Origin of the sequence: Streptomyces sp. NBC_00513 (assembly GCF_041431415.1) — a bacterium.
Taxonomy (GTDB): Bacteria; Actinomycetota; Actinomycetes; order Streptomycetales; family Streptomycetaceae; genus Streptomyces.
Genome location: NZ_CP107845.1, coordinates 5,364,077 through 5,379,169, shown reverse-complemented (window position 1 = coordinate 5,379,169; position 15,093 = coordinate 5,364,077). Strand labels below are relative to the sequence as shown.

At 70.6% G+C, this 15,093-nt stretch carries 13 protein-coding genes and 1 riboswitch; of the genes, 3 read left to right on the top strand and 10 right to left on the bottom strand.

From position 1 onward, the window contains the following. Positions 1–355: 355 nt before the first annotated feature. The 10 genes from OHA84_RS24955 to OHA84_RS24910 form a co-directional block, all read right to left on the bottom strand. Positions 356–1,216: a thioesterase family protein gene (locus tag OHA84_RS24955; protein WP_266969693.1), complete on the bottom strand. Its 861-nt coding sequence runs from the start codon at positions 1,214–1,216 to the stop codon at positions 356–358. 58 nt (positions 1,217–1,274) lie between these two features. Next, a complete protein-coding gene (locus tag OHA84_RS24950; RefSeq protein ID WP_266950029.1) occupies positions 1,275–1,931 on the bottom strand; it encodes a trimeric intracellular cation channel family protein in 657 nt (218 codons plus the stop codon). 411 nt (positions 1,932–2,342) lie between these two features. Continuing rightward, positions 2,343–3,446, bottom strand: coding sequence for an ABC transporter ATP-binding protein (locus OHA84_RS24945; protein ID WP_107089161.1), 1,104 nt, complete (start codon positions 3,444–3,446; stop codon positions 2,343–2,345). Between the two features lie 5 nt (positions 3,447–3,451). After that, on the bottom strand, positions 3,452–4,570 hold the full coding sequence (locus OHA84_RS24940; protein WP_266950028.1) for an ABC transporter ATP-binding protein: 1,119 nt from the start codon (positions 4,568–4,570) through the stop codon (positions 3,452–3,454). Then, the gene (locus OHA84_RS24935) at positions 4,567–5,568 is read right to left on the bottom strand and encodes an ABC transporter permease (RefSeq protein ID WP_053677612.1); all 1,002 of its coding nucleotides are present in this window, start codon (positions 5,566–5,568) and stop codon (positions 4,567–4,569) included. Before OHA84_RS24935 ends, OHA84_RS24940 begins: the two co-directional genes overlap by 4 nt. 178 nt (positions 5,569–5,746) lie before the next feature. After that, positions 5,747–7,453 (bottom strand): ABC transporter substrate-binding protein, encoded by a 1,707-nt coding sequence (locus OHA84_RS24930; protein WP_078998803.1) that lies wholly within the window; start codon positions 7,451–7,453, stop codon positions 5,747–5,749. 94 nt (positions 7,454–7,547) lie between these two features. Then, the gene (locus tag OHA84_RS24925; RefSeq protein WP_053677608.1) at positions 7,548–8,540 is read right to left on the bottom strand and encodes an ABC transporter permease; all 993 of its coding nucleotides are present in this window, start codon (positions 8,538–8,540) and stop codon (positions 7,548–7,550) included. 650 nt (positions 8,541–9,190) lie between these two features. Then, positions 9,191–9,931, bottom strand: coding sequence for an enhanced serine sensitivity protein SseB C-terminal domain-containing protein (locus OHA84_RS24920; RefSeq protein ID WP_266950027.1), 741 nt, complete (start codon positions 9,929–9,931; stop codon positions 9,191–9,193). 86 nt (positions 9,932–10,017) lie between these two features. After that, complete coding sequence (locus tag OHA84_RS24915) at positions 10,018–10,770, bottom strand: enhanced serine sensitivity protein SseB (protein ID WP_234349997.1); 753 nt, start codon at positions 10,768–10,770, stop codon at positions 10,018–10,020. Between the two features lie 63 nt (positions 10,771–10,833). After that, on the bottom strand, positions 10,834–11,502 hold the full coding sequence (locus OHA84_RS24910) for an AAA family ATPase (protein ID WP_371591452.1): 669 nt from the start codon (positions 11,500–11,502) through the stop codon (positions 10,834–10,836). A 220-nt stretch (positions 11,503–11,722) separates the two neighbouring features. Further along, a riboswitch (glycine riboswitch) is annotated at positions 11,723–11,826 on the top strand. Between the two features lie 183 nt (positions 11,827–12,009). On the opposite strand from OHA84_RS24910, the gene gcvT reads away from it, so the two are divergent. From gcvT to glyA, 3 genes are all read left to right on the top strand, one after another. Continuing rightward, positions 12,010–13,125, top strand: a complete 1,116-nt coding sequence (gene gcvT / locus OHA84_RS24905) for a glycine cleavage system aminomethyltransferase GcvT (RefSeq protein ID WP_053677601.1) — start codon at positions 12,010–12,012, stop codon at positions 13,123–13,125. Positions 13,126–13,236: 111 nt separating this feature from the next. Then, a complete protein-coding gene (gene gcvH, locus OHA84_RS24900; protein WP_053677600.1) occupies positions 13,237–13,620 on the top strand; it encodes a glycine cleavage system protein GcvH in 384 nt (127 codons plus the stop codon). 17 nt (positions 13,621–13,637) lie between these two features. Then, positions 13,638–14,909, top strand: coding sequence for a serine hydroxymethyltransferase (glyA, locus tag OHA84_RS24895; protein WP_053677597.1), 1,272 nt, complete (start codon positions 13,638–13,640; stop codon positions 14,907–14,909). Positions 14,910–15,093: the final 184 nt, after the last annotated feature.

Sequence of the window (15,093 nt, the reverse complement as noted above, 5' to 3'; positions counted from 1 at the left end):
CGGGCCCGGGGCGGACGGGGCGAGGGCGAGGGTGCCCGCCCGCCCCGGCACGCGCCGTCCCCGGGCGGGGCCGACCGCACGCCGGGCCGGCGGAACCCAGGCCGGGCAGGCTTGGCAGCACGGGCCGGCCGCGCCGGACCGAGCAGGCTGAGGCAACGCCCCGACCCGGGCAAGGGCGGAGCAGCACCCCCGGGCCCCGCGCGGGGCCGACCGCACGCCGGGCAGGCTTGGCCGCACGGCCGGGCACGCCGGGACGCCGTATCGCATACGCCCGCCGCAATGCCAGGCCGCAGTGCACGGCTCTGACACCCGACCCCGGCGCCCGGCCCCCGGAACCCGGCTTCGACCCTCCGGGTCAGGACGTCTGGCGCGGGGCGCGGGCCAGCTGGCGGGACTGGGCCACGAGTCGGTCCGTCGAGTCCCAGACCTCGGCGTCCTCCTCCAGGAAGCCCCCGGCCAGGTTGCGGGTGGTGATGGCCACCCGCAGCGGGCCTGGCGCGGGGCGGTGGCGGATGTGGGTGGTGAGCTCGACCGTCGGTGCCCAGCCGATCAGGCCGAGGTCGAAGGCGGTCGGCGGCAGCGCGTCCACCGCCAGCAGGAGCGACAGCGGGTCGGCGTCACGGCCGTCGGCGAGCTCGAACCAGGCCCGCATCTCGCCCTTGCCCGACGGCGCCCCGACCGCCCAGCCCGCCGTCGCCGGGTCCAGCCGCAGCCGGAGCCGGTCCACGATGGCGGAGCTCCCGGGGATCGGCGCGGGGCCGGCCTCCGCGCCGAGGCAGTCCTCGTACGCGGGCATGACCGGCGGCAGCGCGGTGGTGTGCACGGAGTCGGGCAGGGCGGACAGTTCCCCGTAGGAGGCGAGGACGCGGATCCGCTCGATCTCGGCGCCGCTCTCGTCGTACTGGAAGAGGGACGCCTGGCCGGTCGACAGGGTGCGCCCGATCCGGACGACCTGCGTGCGGATCACGGCGGGGCCGGGCACGGAGGAGGTCAGGTAGTGGGCGGAGACGGTGAAGGGGTCGGGATGCGGCAGGGCCGCCGACAGGGCCCGACCGACCAGAGCCAACAGATATCCGCCGTTGACGGCGGTGATGATCGTCCAGCCGGCGCTGAGTTCAGCGTCGTACACCCCGGGCTCGTCCGCGCGGGCGGAGAGGGTGGTGTCGCGGTCGAACTCGCTGTCGCCGATGGATGCCTGGGCCGCTGCATGTGACATGAAAACGACGGTACACCGGCATGCTACTAAGCGGTAGCTTTCTATTGCTACGTGCGCGTTACGGCTCTTCGGCCACGGCGGACCGGCGGTTCCAGGCCAGCGGCGCCCGCCAGTGGTACCGGATCGCGAGCAGACGGAGCACGAACGTGGTGATGATCGCGGCGGCGGTGGTGAGCGCGTTGAGCGTGTCGAAGGCGATGAAGAGGGCCACCATCGACGCGCCGACGACCGCGGGCACCGCGTACATCTCGCGGTCGCGCAGCAGCGAGGGCACCTCGTTGACCAGCACGTCGCGCAGCACGCCTCCCCCGACCGCCGTGGCCAGCCCCAGCGAGGCGGACGCGGTCAGGCCGAGGCCGTACTCGTACGCCTTGGTCGTGCCCGTGACACAGAACAGTCCGAGGCCGGCCGCGTCGAAGACGTTGATGGCGCGGTTGATCCGCTGGACCTCGGGGTGCAGGAAGAAGACGAGCCCGGCGGCGATCAGCGGAGTCACGAAGAAGCTGAGTTCCCCGAAGGCGGCGGGCGGGACGGCGCCGATGACGAGATCGCGGAAGAGACCTCCGCCGAGGGCGGTGACGAGGGCGAGCACGGCGATGCCGAAGATGTCGAAGTTCTTGCGCACGGCGAGCAGGGCGCCCGCGGTGGCGAAGACAAAAATGCCCGCGAGGTCCAGGGCGTGCTGGATGCCGGGCGGGAAGAGATCGTGGAGCACGCCCCCATTGTGCCGTCCGCCCGCCGGGCGGATGGACGGCGGCGAACGGTGACGAACCGCGGCGGCGGACAGCGGCCGCCGGGCGTCTGGCCGCCGGGGCACCGGGCCGCCAGGCCGCCGGGGCACACGGCCGGGGAACGCACAGTGGTGCCGGGGTTCCCGGACGCGTACGCCCGAGGACCCCGGCACCACACCCGACCCCGGCCGCTACTCCGGGGTCGGACACCTCCGGGCCGTCTCGACCCGCCGGACCGTAGACATCGCCCGGCGGACCATCGACGCGACCCGCCGGACCGTAGACGCGACCCACCGGGTCGTCTCGACCCGCCGAACCGTAGACACGACCCGCCAGACCGTCGACATGGCCCGCCGGACCGTGGACACGACCCGCCAGACCATCGTCACGACCCGCTACACCGTCGGGGTGTCCACCACTTCGGCGGCGCCCGGCAGGGCCTTGTCGCCCGGCGCCTGGTCCGGCGCGTTCTCCGGGTGGTGGCAGGCGACCTGGTGCCCCGTCTTCAGGGCCACCAGCGGCGGCTCCTGCGTGGTGCACAGCTCGGTGGCCTTCCAGCACCGGGTGTGGAACCGGCAGCCGCTCGGCGGCGAGATCGGCGACGGGACGTCGCCCTTGAGCAGGATGCGCCCGCTCTTCGCGCCACGCCGCCTCGGGTCCGGCACCGGCACCGCCGACATGAGCGCGGTCGTGTAGGGGTGCATCGGCGCCTCGTACAGCGACTTGCGGTCGGCCAGCTCCACGATCTTGCCGAGGTACATCACCGCGATGCGGTCCGAGACGTGCCGGATGACCGACAGGTCGTGCGCGATGATCACGTACGTGAGGCCGAGTTCCTCCTGGAGGTCGTCCAGCAGGTTCACCACCTGGGCCTGGATCGAGACGTCCAGCGCCGACACCGGCTCGTCGGCGACGACGAGCTTCGGCTTGAGGGCCAGGGCCCGCGCGATGCCGATGCGCTGCCGCTGACCGCCGGAGAACTCGTGCGGGTAGCGGTTGTAGTGCTCGGGGTTGAGGCCCACCAGCGAGAGCAGCCGCTGGACCTCGGCCTTGACGCCGCCCTCGGGGGTGACCTTCTGGAGCTTGAAGGGCGCCCCGACGATCGTGCCCACCGTGTGGCGGGGGTTCAGCGAGCCGTACGGGTCCTGGAAGATCATCTGCACGTCGCGGCGCAGCGGGCGCATGCCCGCGACGCTCAGGTGCGTGATGTCCCGGCCCTCGAACTCGACCTTTCCGCCGGTCGGTTCGAGCAGTCGGGTGATCAGCCGGCCCATGGTGGACTTGCCGCAGCCGGACTCGCCGACGATGCCGAGGGTCTCACCCCGCCGGACGTCGAAGTCGATGCCGTCCACGGCCTTGACGGCGCCGGCCTGGCGGCGCAACAGCCCCTTGTTGATGGGGAAGTGCTTGACCAGCCCGGTCACCTTCAGCAGCGGCTCCTCGGCGGTGTCCGCCGCGGCCTGCGCGGAGGAGGCCTCCGCCGCGCCCGTCTCGTTCATGTCGGTCACAGCTTCGGCGCAATCTCTTCGGTCCAGATCCGGGTCCGCTCCTCCTGCGACATGTGGCAGGCGGACCAGTGCCGGCTGTCGTCCTCGGTCAGCTCGGGGCGCTGGGTGCGGGTGATGCCGCCCTTGGGTACGTCGGCGTAGGGGCACCGGGGGTTGAACGCGCAGCCGCTCGGGATGTTGATGAGGCTGGGGGGCGAGCCCTTCACCGGGATCAGCCGCTCGGTCTGGTCGCGGTCGATGCGCGGCATCGAGCCGAGCAGCCCCCAGGTGTAGGGGTGCCGGGGGCCGTAGAAGACCTTCTCGGCGGTGCCGCGCTCCACGCACCGGCCTCCGTACATCACGAGGATGTCGTCGGCCATCTCGGCGACCACGCCGAGGTCGTGCGTGATCATGATGACCGCGGAGCCGAACTCCTTCTGCAGGTCGCGGATGAGGTCCAGGATCTGCGCCTGGACGGTGACGTCCAGGGCGGTCGTGGGCTCGTCCGCGATGAGCAGTTCGGGGTTGTTGACCAGCGCCATGGCGATCATGGCGCGCTGGCGCATGCCGCCGGAGAACTCGTGGGGGTACGCGTCCACGCGCCGGTGGGGCTCGGGGATGCCGACCCGGTCGAGCATCTCGACGGCCCGCTTGCGGGCGGTCTTCTTGTCGACGTCGTGGTGGGTCCGGTAGGCCTCGATGATCTGCTTGCCCACCGAGTAGTACGGGTGCATCGCGGACAGCGGGTCCTGGAAGACCATCGCCATCTTGTGCCCGCGCAGCTTGCGCACGTGGTCGGCGTCGGCCTGGACCAGGTCCTCGCCGTCGAGCACGACCTGCCCGGAGATGTGCGGACGGCTGCGGGCGTTGCCGGTGCGGTGCAGGCCCATGATGGCCAGCGAGGTCACCGACTTGCCCGAGCCGGACTCGCCGACGATGCCGAGCGTCTTGCCGCGCTCCAGGTCGAAGGAGAGCCCGTCGACGGACTTGACGAGGCCGTCGTCGGTCGGGAAGTGGACCTTGAGGTCGCGTACGGAGAGGAAGGAGTCGCCGGCGCGGGTCTCCCCCTTCGCCTGCTCGGGGACGAACGCGGGCTCGCCGGAGGTGCCGGTCGAAACGGCGGGGTTCTCGGTCACGTCAGCCTCACGCGCGGGTCGATGACGGCGTACAGCAGGTCCACGATCAGGTTGGCCATCACCACGAAGAGCGCGGCGAGGAGGGTGACACCCATGATCACGGGGAGGTCGCCCTGGCCGATGGCGGCGACGGCCGCCGTTCCCAGACCCTGGAAGTTGAAGGTCGTCTCGGTGAGCACCGCGCCGCCGAGGAGTCCGCCGAGGTCGAGGCCGAACATCGTGACGATCGGGGTGAGGGTGGAGCGCAGGGCGTGCTTGCGGATGACCACGCCCTCCTTGAGTCCCTTGGCGCGGGCGGTGCGGATGTAGTCCTCGCCGAGGACTTCCAGCATGGTGGCCCGGGTGATGCGGGCGTAGGTCGCCGCGAAGAGGAAGGCGAGGGTGACCCAGGGCAGGATCAGGCTGTTGAGCCAGGCCAGTGGATCCTCGGTCAGAGGTTTGTAGTTGGACACGTCCAGCCAGCCGAGGCCGTAGACGAAGACCGCGGGAGCCACCATGCCGGTGAAGAAGATCGGCAGGGAGACGCCGGCGAGCGCTCCGATCATGACGGTCCGGTCGATGGCCGTACGCCGTTTCAGCGCCGAGACCACTCCGGTGGCCACACCCGCGAGCACCCAGATCAAGGCTGCGCCGACGGCGAGCGAGAGGGTGACCGGCATGCGGTCGAGCATGGTCTCCCAGACGGGGGCCTCGCTCTTGAAGGAGTAGCCGAAGCACGGAGCGGCGCAGTGCGTGACCTCGGTGCCGCCGTCGTAGTCGCGGCCGACGAAGATGCCCTTGAGGAACACCCAGTACTGCTCGGAGATGGGCTTGTCGAAGCCCATCTTCACGCGGATGCCCGCCAGGGCGGTCTCGTTGGTCTCTCGACCGGCGTACATGAGCGCGGGATCGCTGCCGGTCAGCTTCGGGACCGCGAAGAAGATGCCGAAGGTGACCACGGAGACCACCAGCAGCGTGGCGGCGACGTTGAACAGCCGCCGTATGAGGTAGACGAGCACTGCAGTCGGCCGCCCGGGGCGGGCGGCTGCCGCCCCTTGTGGGGACGACAGCCGCCGCCTGCGGCCTTCACCTGCCCTTCGGACTAGCGCATGTGCGGTGAAGGCACTTACTTGCGAATTGCTCTGGCCTGCTGGTGCCCGGCGGCCGCGGTGGAGCGGCCGCCGGACGGTGGGACGACTACTTGGCGACGCCCAGGACAGCGAGGTCGATGCGGCCCATCGAGTCGTTGAAGTAGACGTTCGTCAGGCGCGGGTTGTGGTAGATGAGCGCCTTGTCGAAGTTGATCGGGAGGTAGAGAGCCTTCTCCATGATCTTCTTGTTGATGTCCGTGTAGAACGGAGCGGCGGCGTCCGGGGTGGCGGCGTTCGCGGCCTTGTCGAACAGGCCGTTGACCTCGGGGTCGTCCAGCATCGTGTAGTTGTTGTTGCCGTTCGGCAGGATGAACGAGCCGTCGACCAGCGGCTGGAGGAAGCCCGAACCGGAGTTGTAGTCGGCGCCCCAGCCCATGACGATGATGCCGTAGTTCTTCTTCTTCACGTTCTCGGGCGAACCGATCGTGGAGGAGGAGAGCTTGCCGTCGTACTGGTCGATCGTGGCCTTGATGCCGACCTTGGCGAGCGAGGCCTGGAGGGACTCGGCGGTCTTGACCTCGGGGGCGCGGTTGTTGCGGACCGCGATGGTGGTCTCGAACCCGTCGGGCTTGCCACAGGCCTTGAGCGCGTCCTTGGCCTTCTGCTCCTGCGGCTTGCCGGCGGTCAGGCCCCACGGGTCGAAGGACTTGTCCGAGCCGGGGATGCCGGGCGGCAGCATGTTCGCGCCGAGGTCACCGCTGGTCGGGCCACCGCGGGCGTTCTGCAGCGACTTCGGGTCGGCCGCGTAGATGACGGCCTTGCGGCACTCGATGTTCTCGAACGGCGCGACCGTCTGCGGGAAGGCGAAGTAACGGATGTAGCCCGTGAAGGGGTTGTCCGCGTTCTTCTTGAGGTTCGCGTCCTTGAGGATCTTGTTCTTCGCGGCCTGCTGGACACCGGTGCCGTCGACGGCGAGGTCGATGTCGCCGGAGAGCAGGCGCTGGTCCATGTCGTCCGGGTTGGTCGTGACCGTGAAGCTGACCTTGTCCGGCAGACCCTTGCGGATCGTGTCCGTCTTCGGGTCCCAGTTCTCGTTGCGGACGAAGGTGGCGCCCTTGCCCGCGGTGAAGCTCTCGACCTTGTAGGGGCCGGTGGAGACGGGCTTGTTGGTGTAGCCCGCGCCCTGGTCCTTCGCCGCCGGGACCGGCGAGGAGGACGGCATCGCCAGCAGGTAGTTGAAGTCAGAGTTGGCGCTGGCCAGGTTGAAGACGATCGTCTTGTCGTCCGGCGTCTGGACCGACTTCAGACCCATCTTGTTCGGGTCGGTGTCCTTGTACGGGCCCGGGTACTTCTGACCCTGGTCGAGCAGGTCGACCAGGTACGTCGGGCCGCCGGACAGCACGTCCTGCGCGAAGACGCGCTCGATGCCGTACTTGAAGTCCTTCGAGGTGATCGGCGTGCCGTCCTCGAACTTCACGCCGTCCTTGATCTTGACGGTGTACGTCTTGCCGTCGTTGCTCAGGACCGGCGCGGCCTCGGCGAGGTCCGGGACCAGCTTGGTGCCCGCGGCGCCCGGCTTGCTGTCGTACGCGAAGAGCTGGCGGATGTAGAGGCGCTGCAGGTTCCACACGAAACCGTAGTAGGCGCGCGCCGGGTCGAGGTAGTCGACGTCCTGGGGCGACCAGAGCTTCAGCTCGCCGCCCTTCTTGTCCGAGGCGTTCACCAGGGCCGTGGAGGCACCGCTGTAGCCCTTGTCGTTCGCGCCCTCGGACTTCTTGCCCTCGTCCTTGCCACCGCCACACGCGGCGGTCATCGACAGGGCGGCGACCACGGCGGTGATCGCGAGTGCCTGCTTTCTGCGGATCACGGTTGTCCAACCTCCATAGGTGGTGAATCGAAGAAGCGGTTCAGCTGCCCTTGGGGTCGAGTGCGTCGCGCAGCCCGTCCCCGAAGAGGTTGAACGCCAGGACGGTGATGAAGATCGTGAGGCCCGGGACCACCATGTACATGGGGTCGTCCTGGTAGATGGGGACGGCGTCGGACAGCATCTTGCCCCAGGAGGCGGTGGGCGGCTTGACGCCGGCACCGAGGAAGCTGAGGGCCGCCTCCGTCAGGATGTTGGTCGGGATGATCAGCGTCGAGTAGACGAGGATCGGCGCGACCAGGTTGGGCAGCAGCTCCTTGATCAGGATGTAGCCGCGGCCCGCCCCGAGGCTGCGCGCGGCCTCGACGTATTCGCGTTCACGCAGGGAGATCGTCTGTCCTCGGACGATGCGGCCGATGTACGGCCAGCCGAAGAAGCCGATGACGACGATCAGCACGCCCATTCGGACGCCCGAACCCTCGAACCCCCAGAGGGAGTTGGGGACCACGGACACGAGGGCGATGGTGAACAGCAGCTGCGGGAAGGCCAGCAGCAGGTCCATGGTGCGGCTGATGACGCCGTCGACCCAGCCGCCCAGGAATCCGGCGAGCGCGCCGAGCAGGCTGCCGAGGATCACCGAGACGAAGGCCGCGAGGAAGGCGACGACCAGGGATATGCGGGCGCCGTAGACGATCCGGCTGAACACGTCGCGCCCGTTGGTCGGTTCGACGCCCAGCAGGAAGTCGGAGCTCATGCCGCCGAACGAACCGAGCGGCGTCCCGAAGTCCGGGTCGAGCATGTCTTCGTGGAACTCGTTGGGCGGATGGCCCAGCAGGCTCACGATCAGCGGCGCGAAGACGGCCACCAGGATCAGGAGGATCACGACCACGCCGCCGGTCAGCGCGACCTTGTCGCGCTTGAGCCGCATCCAGGCGATGCGGCCGGGCGAGCGGCCTTCGATGGCCTTGGCAGGGACGTCGGCTACGGACACGGGTGCGGGTGTTTCCGCGTCCGTGTCATGCAGTGGTGCCGTCATCGTGGTGGGGACCCCTCTCGGCCGACGGGTGTGCCGGCCCATGCCCGCCGCTGTGGCGGCGTTGGTGCGGAGTGGCGCTCGGAGTGCGTGGACACGCGCAACGCGTGTGAGGTGCGGGAAGTGCGGGAAGTGCTGCGAAAGTGCCGTGCGAAACAACAGGTGCAGTCAACGAACCGAACCGCGTCCCGAAGGACTGATCGGCTCTTGGGTGGGGAGTCTTCATCGGGCGCTCGACCAGCCGCCAGACCCGCAGATGAATGGATGCGCAAACGTGATCTGACGTCCCGGTACCCGTTATCCGGACTTCACTCGCGTCTCAGCGGAGCAAGACCGCCTGTTCGGTACGGAACCGGACATGGCGCCCAACTCGCAAGACTCGCACGCCTTTTGGACGCACAAGACCGAAGAAATCAGGACAAGACGAAGGCTGTGGAGGGGCGGCGGTCGCCGGTGGCCCGAGGTGTTCTCCACGCCCCGTCCCGGCGTTCGGACATCGGGGGCGCGCGGGCCCCCGGAAGACGCCCCGGGGGCGCGGACGGCCTGACGGGAGGCCCTGGAGAGGGCCCGGTGGGGCGCTCTCGCGGGAGGCCGGGGAAGGGGGCACGCGGAAGGCCTCCGTCGACGGTCCGACGGAGGCCCGGGGGGACGCTCTAGTACGAGGGCGCCTGGCCCTCGCGGTCATAGAAGGGGCGGGTCTGCGAACGCAGCCACATCGCGATCGGGTCGTGCTCGTCGGCCAGCGCGACGGTGCACACGGGAACGCCCTCGGGGACCGCCCCCACCGACTGCCGCATCATCTCCCGGACGGACTCCAGCGCGGGCGCGGAGGCGTCGTACAGGTCGAGCCCGACGGCGAGGTACGCCGATCCGAGCGACGGCTGCACCCAGGCCCTGCGGAGCGAGCGGACGGCCGGCGTGCGGTGCGCGTGCTGGGTGAGCAGACCGTAGAACTGCGGGAGCTCCAGGGCGGGCTCCGACAGGCGCAGCGGTCCGGCGGGCATCCGGTCGAGGCCCGTCGCGATCCGGCGGAGGTCGGCCCAGGGCAGTCCGAGGCCGCCGCCCTGGGCGTGCGGGTTGAGCCACAGCCCCCAGCGGTCCGGGTAGAGGGCGCGGGCGATGTCCCGGCCGGTGACCACCTCGTAGCCGCGGTTCCAACCGCTGGCGGCCAGTTCCTGCGGGGAGGTCACGCAGGGCGCGTATCCGAGCCCGTCGACCTCCATCCCCCCGTACTGGGCGTCCGGTGAACCCGGCTGCCCCTGCCACAACAACATCCACAGCCGGCCCTCGGCCAGGGCGTGCAGAAGCGACTCGTAGCTCTCATAGCGCCCGGGAGTCACCTGGCGCAGCATGTGCTCGACCTGCCCGGCCGCGGCCGTGCCTGACGCACTCACCCGGTACCCCTCTTCGTCCGCCCGTCGTCCACCCGTTACCCAGGCCACGCGAGCGGGGCCAAGAGATGTAATCAGCTTAAGCGGCCCTACGGGAGGTAGAAGGGGCGCACACGCTCACGAATCCACTCCGTGACCGGGTCCTCGGCGGCGTCCAGGAGGATCAACTGCACCGGCCAGGGCGCCGGTACCCGGGCCAGCGCCCGGCCGAGCGCCTCCATCGGCGCGTTCCGCGACCCGGGATCCCATCCCACCAGTCGGACACCGATGTACAACTCGGGCGCCCCGCCCTCCACGCTGGCCAGGCAGCGGTGCGCCGCGGCGACCACCCCGGTGGCACGGAACTCCTCGCCGGCCGCGGCGAGGAAGTCCACCGGGTCGTGCTGCCAGTCCGGCTCGAAGAGGCGGACGCGGCCGCCGGTGGCGGGGCCGTCGAGCGGGGTCCGTCCCGTGCGGCACAGTTCCGCGACGGCGGCCGGGGGCAGCGGGACGCCGACGGCACCCTCCGGGTTCACGGCGAGGCCGATCTGCGGCGGCAGGCCGCGGGCGAACTCCACGGCGGGGGCCACGGCGAAGTCCATGCCGGGGCCGACGCAGAAACGGAACTGGGCCTCGGAGCTGTAGACGGGGACGTACGCCTGGCCGCCGATCTGCATCGTCGGGAGGGTCAGGTCGGCGGCGTCGGGCGCGCCACCGGCCGGCAGCGGCACCCAGAGCCGGCTGCGGCCGAGGACCTCCAGGATCCGCGCTCCCGCGTCCGCCGCTCCCAGCGCCGCCCCGAGCACCTGCTCCAGCTCGTTGTCGGGCCACCCGCCGCCGTGCATCCACGCCTCCGCTGCCATCGCCACCTTTGCCGTGCCGAGGTTAGTGGGTCGGCGGGGACCCCCCTCGCCCGGGCCGGCGCGTCAGGCGCCGGGGGCGGGCGGCGCGGGGGCGAAGGCGATGCGGGTGATGCCCGAGGCGGCGGCGCGGTCCAGGAGGACCACCGACGCGCAGCCGCGCGGGAGGCTGCCCGACTCGGCGTCGCGCAGGAGCCGGTCCGCCGCGCCGCGGTGACGGGAGAAGGCGTACGCGGACACCCGCCGGCCCCGTGCCTCCTGCCCGGCCAGGGCCTCCTGCGGGGTGGTGTCGAGGAGCAGCAGGTGCAGGGACCGGTTCCGGCGTCGGGCGAACCCGGCGAGCAGTCCCCGCACCCAGGTCTGGGTGCCGCAGTCGTGGACCACGACCGAGGCCCCGGAGCGCAGGGCCCGCCACAGGCCCCGGTAGTGCGCGACGCGGACCAGCGGTCGGTAGGCCGCGTAGGGCAGCGCGTCGGGCATGCGCCGCTCCCAGCGTTCGCGGGTGTCCTGGGAGTCGATGCCGCCGGTCGCGGCCCGCTTGATCAGGGTGCTCTTGCCCCCGCCCGGCAGGCCGGACACCACGACGATGTCCCCGTCGGCGAAGTCGAGCCCGCGCGGTCCGTGCGCGCCCCGGCCGCGCAGGTCGCGCACGGCGGTGCCCCCGGCCCGGGCGGGTCTCTCGTGGGCGGCCCGCTGCGCCGGCACTCCCGCCACGGTCCCCGTCGTCGTCAGCACTCCGAATCTCCGCACCGCCACAGTGATCGCCTCCCCCGAATCGGGTCGCAAGGACCTTTGCCCACTGAGTGTAAAGAGACGGTAATCCGGCATGCCCGGTTCCGGGGGCCCGCTCGGGCCCGGTCACGGTCACGCACGGTCTTTCGGGCCCGCACGCCCGTCGCGGGCCGTCGCGTGCAATGATGTGCGCCATCTGGACACCAACTGCATACCGGCCGCTTGAATCCGCGCGGGAGAGTCCCGGCAGGCCGTGAGGTCGTGCCCGGGCGCCGAAGGAGCAAGTCCCTCCCTTGAATCTCTCAGGCCCCGTACCGCGTGGATGAGGCAGATCTGAAAAGCGAGCCGCGCCGCCGTCCCCGACGGCATCGGCGTGTGCTCCACCCAAGGTGCAAGTCGACGACGCGTCCCGTTTCGTGCGGGAACTCTCGGCGAACCTCTCAGGTTCCGATGACAGATGGGGAGGATCGTCCTCGTCATGTCATGCCCTGGGACCCGGGAGCCACACCCATGAGCACTGCCCCCCGTCTGACCGCCCTCGACGCGCTGCACCGCTCGCTCGGTGCGACCATGACCGACTTCGCGGGCTGGGACATGCCGCTGCGCTACGCCAGTGAGCGCGACGAGCACAACGCCGTGCGCACCAAGGCCGGTCTCTTCGATCTCTCCCACATGGGCGAGATCACCCTGACCGGCCCCGAGGCCGTGAAGGTCCTCGACTACGCGCTGGTCGGCAACATCTCGACCGTCGGCGTCGGCCGCGCCCGCTACACGCACATCTGTCAGGAGGACGGCGGGATCCTGGACGACCTGATCGTCTACCGCCTGGGCGAGACCGAGTACATGGTCGTCGCCAACGCCTCCAACGCCCAGGTCGTCCTGGACGCGATCACCGAGCGGGCCGCCGGCTTCGACGCCGAGGTCCGTGACGACCGCGACGCGTACGCGCTGATCGCCGTGCAGGGCCCGGAGTCCCCCGGCATCCTGAAGTCGCTGACCGACGCCGACCTGGACGGCCTGAAGTACTACGCCGGCCTGCCGGGCACGGTGGCCGGGGTGCCCGCGCTGATCGCGCGGACGGGCTACACCGGCGAGGACGGCTTCGAGCTGTTCGTCTCCCCGGAGCACGCGGTGGAGCTGTGGCAGGCGCTGACCGAGGCGGGCGCGGGCGTCGGCCTGGTCCCGGCCGGTCTGTCCTGCCGCGACACCCTGCGCCTGGAGGCGGGCATGCCGCTGTACGGGCACGAGCTGACCACCTCCCTCACCCCGTTCGACGCGGGTCTGGGCCGGGTCGTGAAGTTCGAGAAGGAGGTGGACTTCGTCGGCCGCAAGGCGCTGGAGGCCGCCGCCGAGCGCGCCGCCGACAACCCGCCGCGCAAGCTGGTCGGCCTGATCGCCGAGGGCCGCCGCGTCCCGCGCGCCGGGTTCCCGGTCGTCGCGGGCGGGCAGGTCGTCGGAGAGGTCACCTCGGGCGCCCCGTCGCCGACGCTGGGCAAGCCGATCGCGATGGCGTACGTGGACGCGGCGCACGCCGCGCCCGGCACCTCCGGTGTCGGCGTGGACATTCGCGGTACGCATGAGCCGTACGAGGTCGTGGCGCTGCCGTTCTACAAGCGGCAGAAGTAGTTCCGCCCCTTCCCAAGCGCGTCGTCGCCGTCCGGAGGTCCGTGCGGCGCCGTCTCGGCATTCAAGACCACCGGTTCACATCCACTCCCCCGCATCCAGGAGAATCAGGCCATGAGCAACCCCCAGCAGCTGCGTTTCAGCAAGGAGCACGAGTGGCTGACGGCCGCCGTGGACGGCGTTTCGACGGTCGGCATCACGGAGTTCGCGGCCAACGCGCTCGGTGACGTCGTCTACGCCCAGCTTCCCGAGGTCGGCGACACGGTGACCGCGGGCGAGACCTGTGGCGAGCTGGAGTCGACCAAGTCGGTCAGCGACCTGTACTCCCCCGTCACCGGTGAGGTCGTCGAGGCCAACCAGGACGTCGTGGAGGACCCGTCGCTGGTGAACTCGGCTCCGTTCGAGGGTGGCTGGCTGTTCAAGGTGCGCGTCGCGGAGGAGCCGGGCGACCTGCTCAGCGCCGACGAGTACGCCGCGCTCACCCACTCCGACAACTGACACCTCAGGGGATCTTGATGTCCGCACTGAACACCCCGCTCCACGAGCTCGACCCGGACGTGGCCGCCGCCGTCGACGCCGAGCTCGTACGCCAGCAGTCGACCCTGGAAATGATCGCGTCGGAGAACTTCGCTCCGGTCGCCGTCATGGAGGCCCAGGGCTCGGTCCTGACCAACAAGTACGCCGAGGGCTACCCCGGCCGCCGCTACTACGGCGGCTGTGAGCACGTCGACGTGGTCGAGCAGATCGCGATCGACCGCGTCAAGGCGCTGTTCGGCGCCGAGGCCGCGAACGTCCAGCCGCACTCCGGTGCGCAGGCGAACGCCGCCGCGATGTTCGCGCTGCTCAAGCCGGGCGACACGATCATGGGCCTGAACCTCGCCCACGGTGGTCACCTGACCCACGGCATGAAGATCAACTTCTCCGGCAAGCTCTACAACGTGGTCCCGTACCACGTGGACGCGTCGGGCGAGGTCGACATGGCCGAGGTCGAGCGCCTCGCCAAGGAGTCCAAGCCGCAGCTGATCGTCGCGGGCTGGTCCGCCTACCCGCGCCAGTTGGACTTCGCCGCCTTCCGCCGCATCGCGGACGAGGTCGGCGCGTACCTGATGGTCGACATGGCGCACTTCGCCGGCCTGGTCGCCGCGGGTCTGCACCCGAACCCGGTGCCCCACGCCCACGTCGTGACCACCACCACGCACAAGACCCTCGGCGGTCCGCGCGGCGGTGTCATCCTGTCGACGCAGGAACTGGCCAAGAAGATCAACTCCGCGGTCTTCCCCGGCCAGCAGGGTGGTCCGCTGGAGCACGTGATCGCGGCCAAGGCGGTCTCGTTCAAGGTCGCCGCCTCGCCCGAGTTCAAGGAGCGCCAGGAGCGCACCCTGGAGGGCGCGAAGATCCTCGCCGCCCGTCTGGTCCAGGACGACGTCAAGGCCGTGGGCGTGGACGTCCTCACCGGCGGCACCGACGTGCACCTGGTCCTGGTGGACCTGCGCAACTCGGAGCTGGACGGTCAGCAGGCCGAGGACCGCCTCCACGAGGTCGGCATCACGGTCAACCGGAACGCCATCCCGAACGACCCGCGGCCGCCGATGGTCACCTCGGGTCTGCGGATCGGCACGCCGGCCCTCGCCACCCGCGGTTTCGACACCGAGGCGTTCACCGAGGTCGCCGAGATCATCGCGGAGGCGCTGAAGGCGCCGTCTCCCTTCGCGGAGGCCGACGCCGAGGCCCTGAAGGCGCGCGTCTCGGCGCTCGCCGCGAAGTTCCCGCTGTACCCCACGCTCTGACGTGGTGCGCTGAACCCTGTCGTCGAAGTGGCGCCGGTAAGGCCCGCGGAACTTCGACGACAGGGTCTGGAACCCCACGGGTCGGGCCCGGTGGCTGTCTTCCGCAGGCACCGGGCCCTTCTCATGACCGCCGACCCGGCCGATCGCGGCCGGTGTCCGACCCCGTCCGACCCGTCCGTCGAGG

Coding starts and splice junctions, on each gene's coding strand:
- OHA84_RS24945 (WP_107089161.1), bottom strand. CDS start 3,446: ATGAACGAGACGGGCGCGGCGGAGGCCTCCTCCGCGCAGGCCGCGGCG.
- glyA (WP_053677597.1), top strand. CDS start 13,638: ATGTCCGCACTGAACACCCCGCTCCACGAGCTCGACCCGGACGTGGCC.
- OHA84_RS24915 (WP_234349997.1), bottom strand. CDS start 10,770: ATGGCAGCGGAGGCGTGGATGCACGGCGGCGGGTGGCCCGACAACGAG.
- OHA84_RS24925 (WP_053677608.1), bottom strand. CDS start 8,540: ATGACGGCACCACTGCATGACACGGACGCGGAAACACCCGCACCCGTG.
- OHA84_RS24955 (WP_266969693.1), bottom strand. CDS start 1,216: ATGTCACATGCAGCGGCCCAGGCATCCATCGGCGACAGCGAGTTCGAC.
- gcvT (WP_053677601.1), top strand. CDS start 12,010: ATGAGCACTGCCCCCCGTCTGACCGCCCTCGACGCGCTGCACCGCTCG.
- gcvH (WP_053677600.1), top strand. CDS start 13,237: ATGAGCAACCCCCAGCAGCTGCGTTTCAGCAAGGAGCACGAGTGGCTG.
- OHA84_RS24930 (WP_078998803.1), bottom strand. CDS start 7,453: ATGACCGCCGCGTGTGGCGGTGGCAAGGACGAGGGCAAGAAGTCCGAG.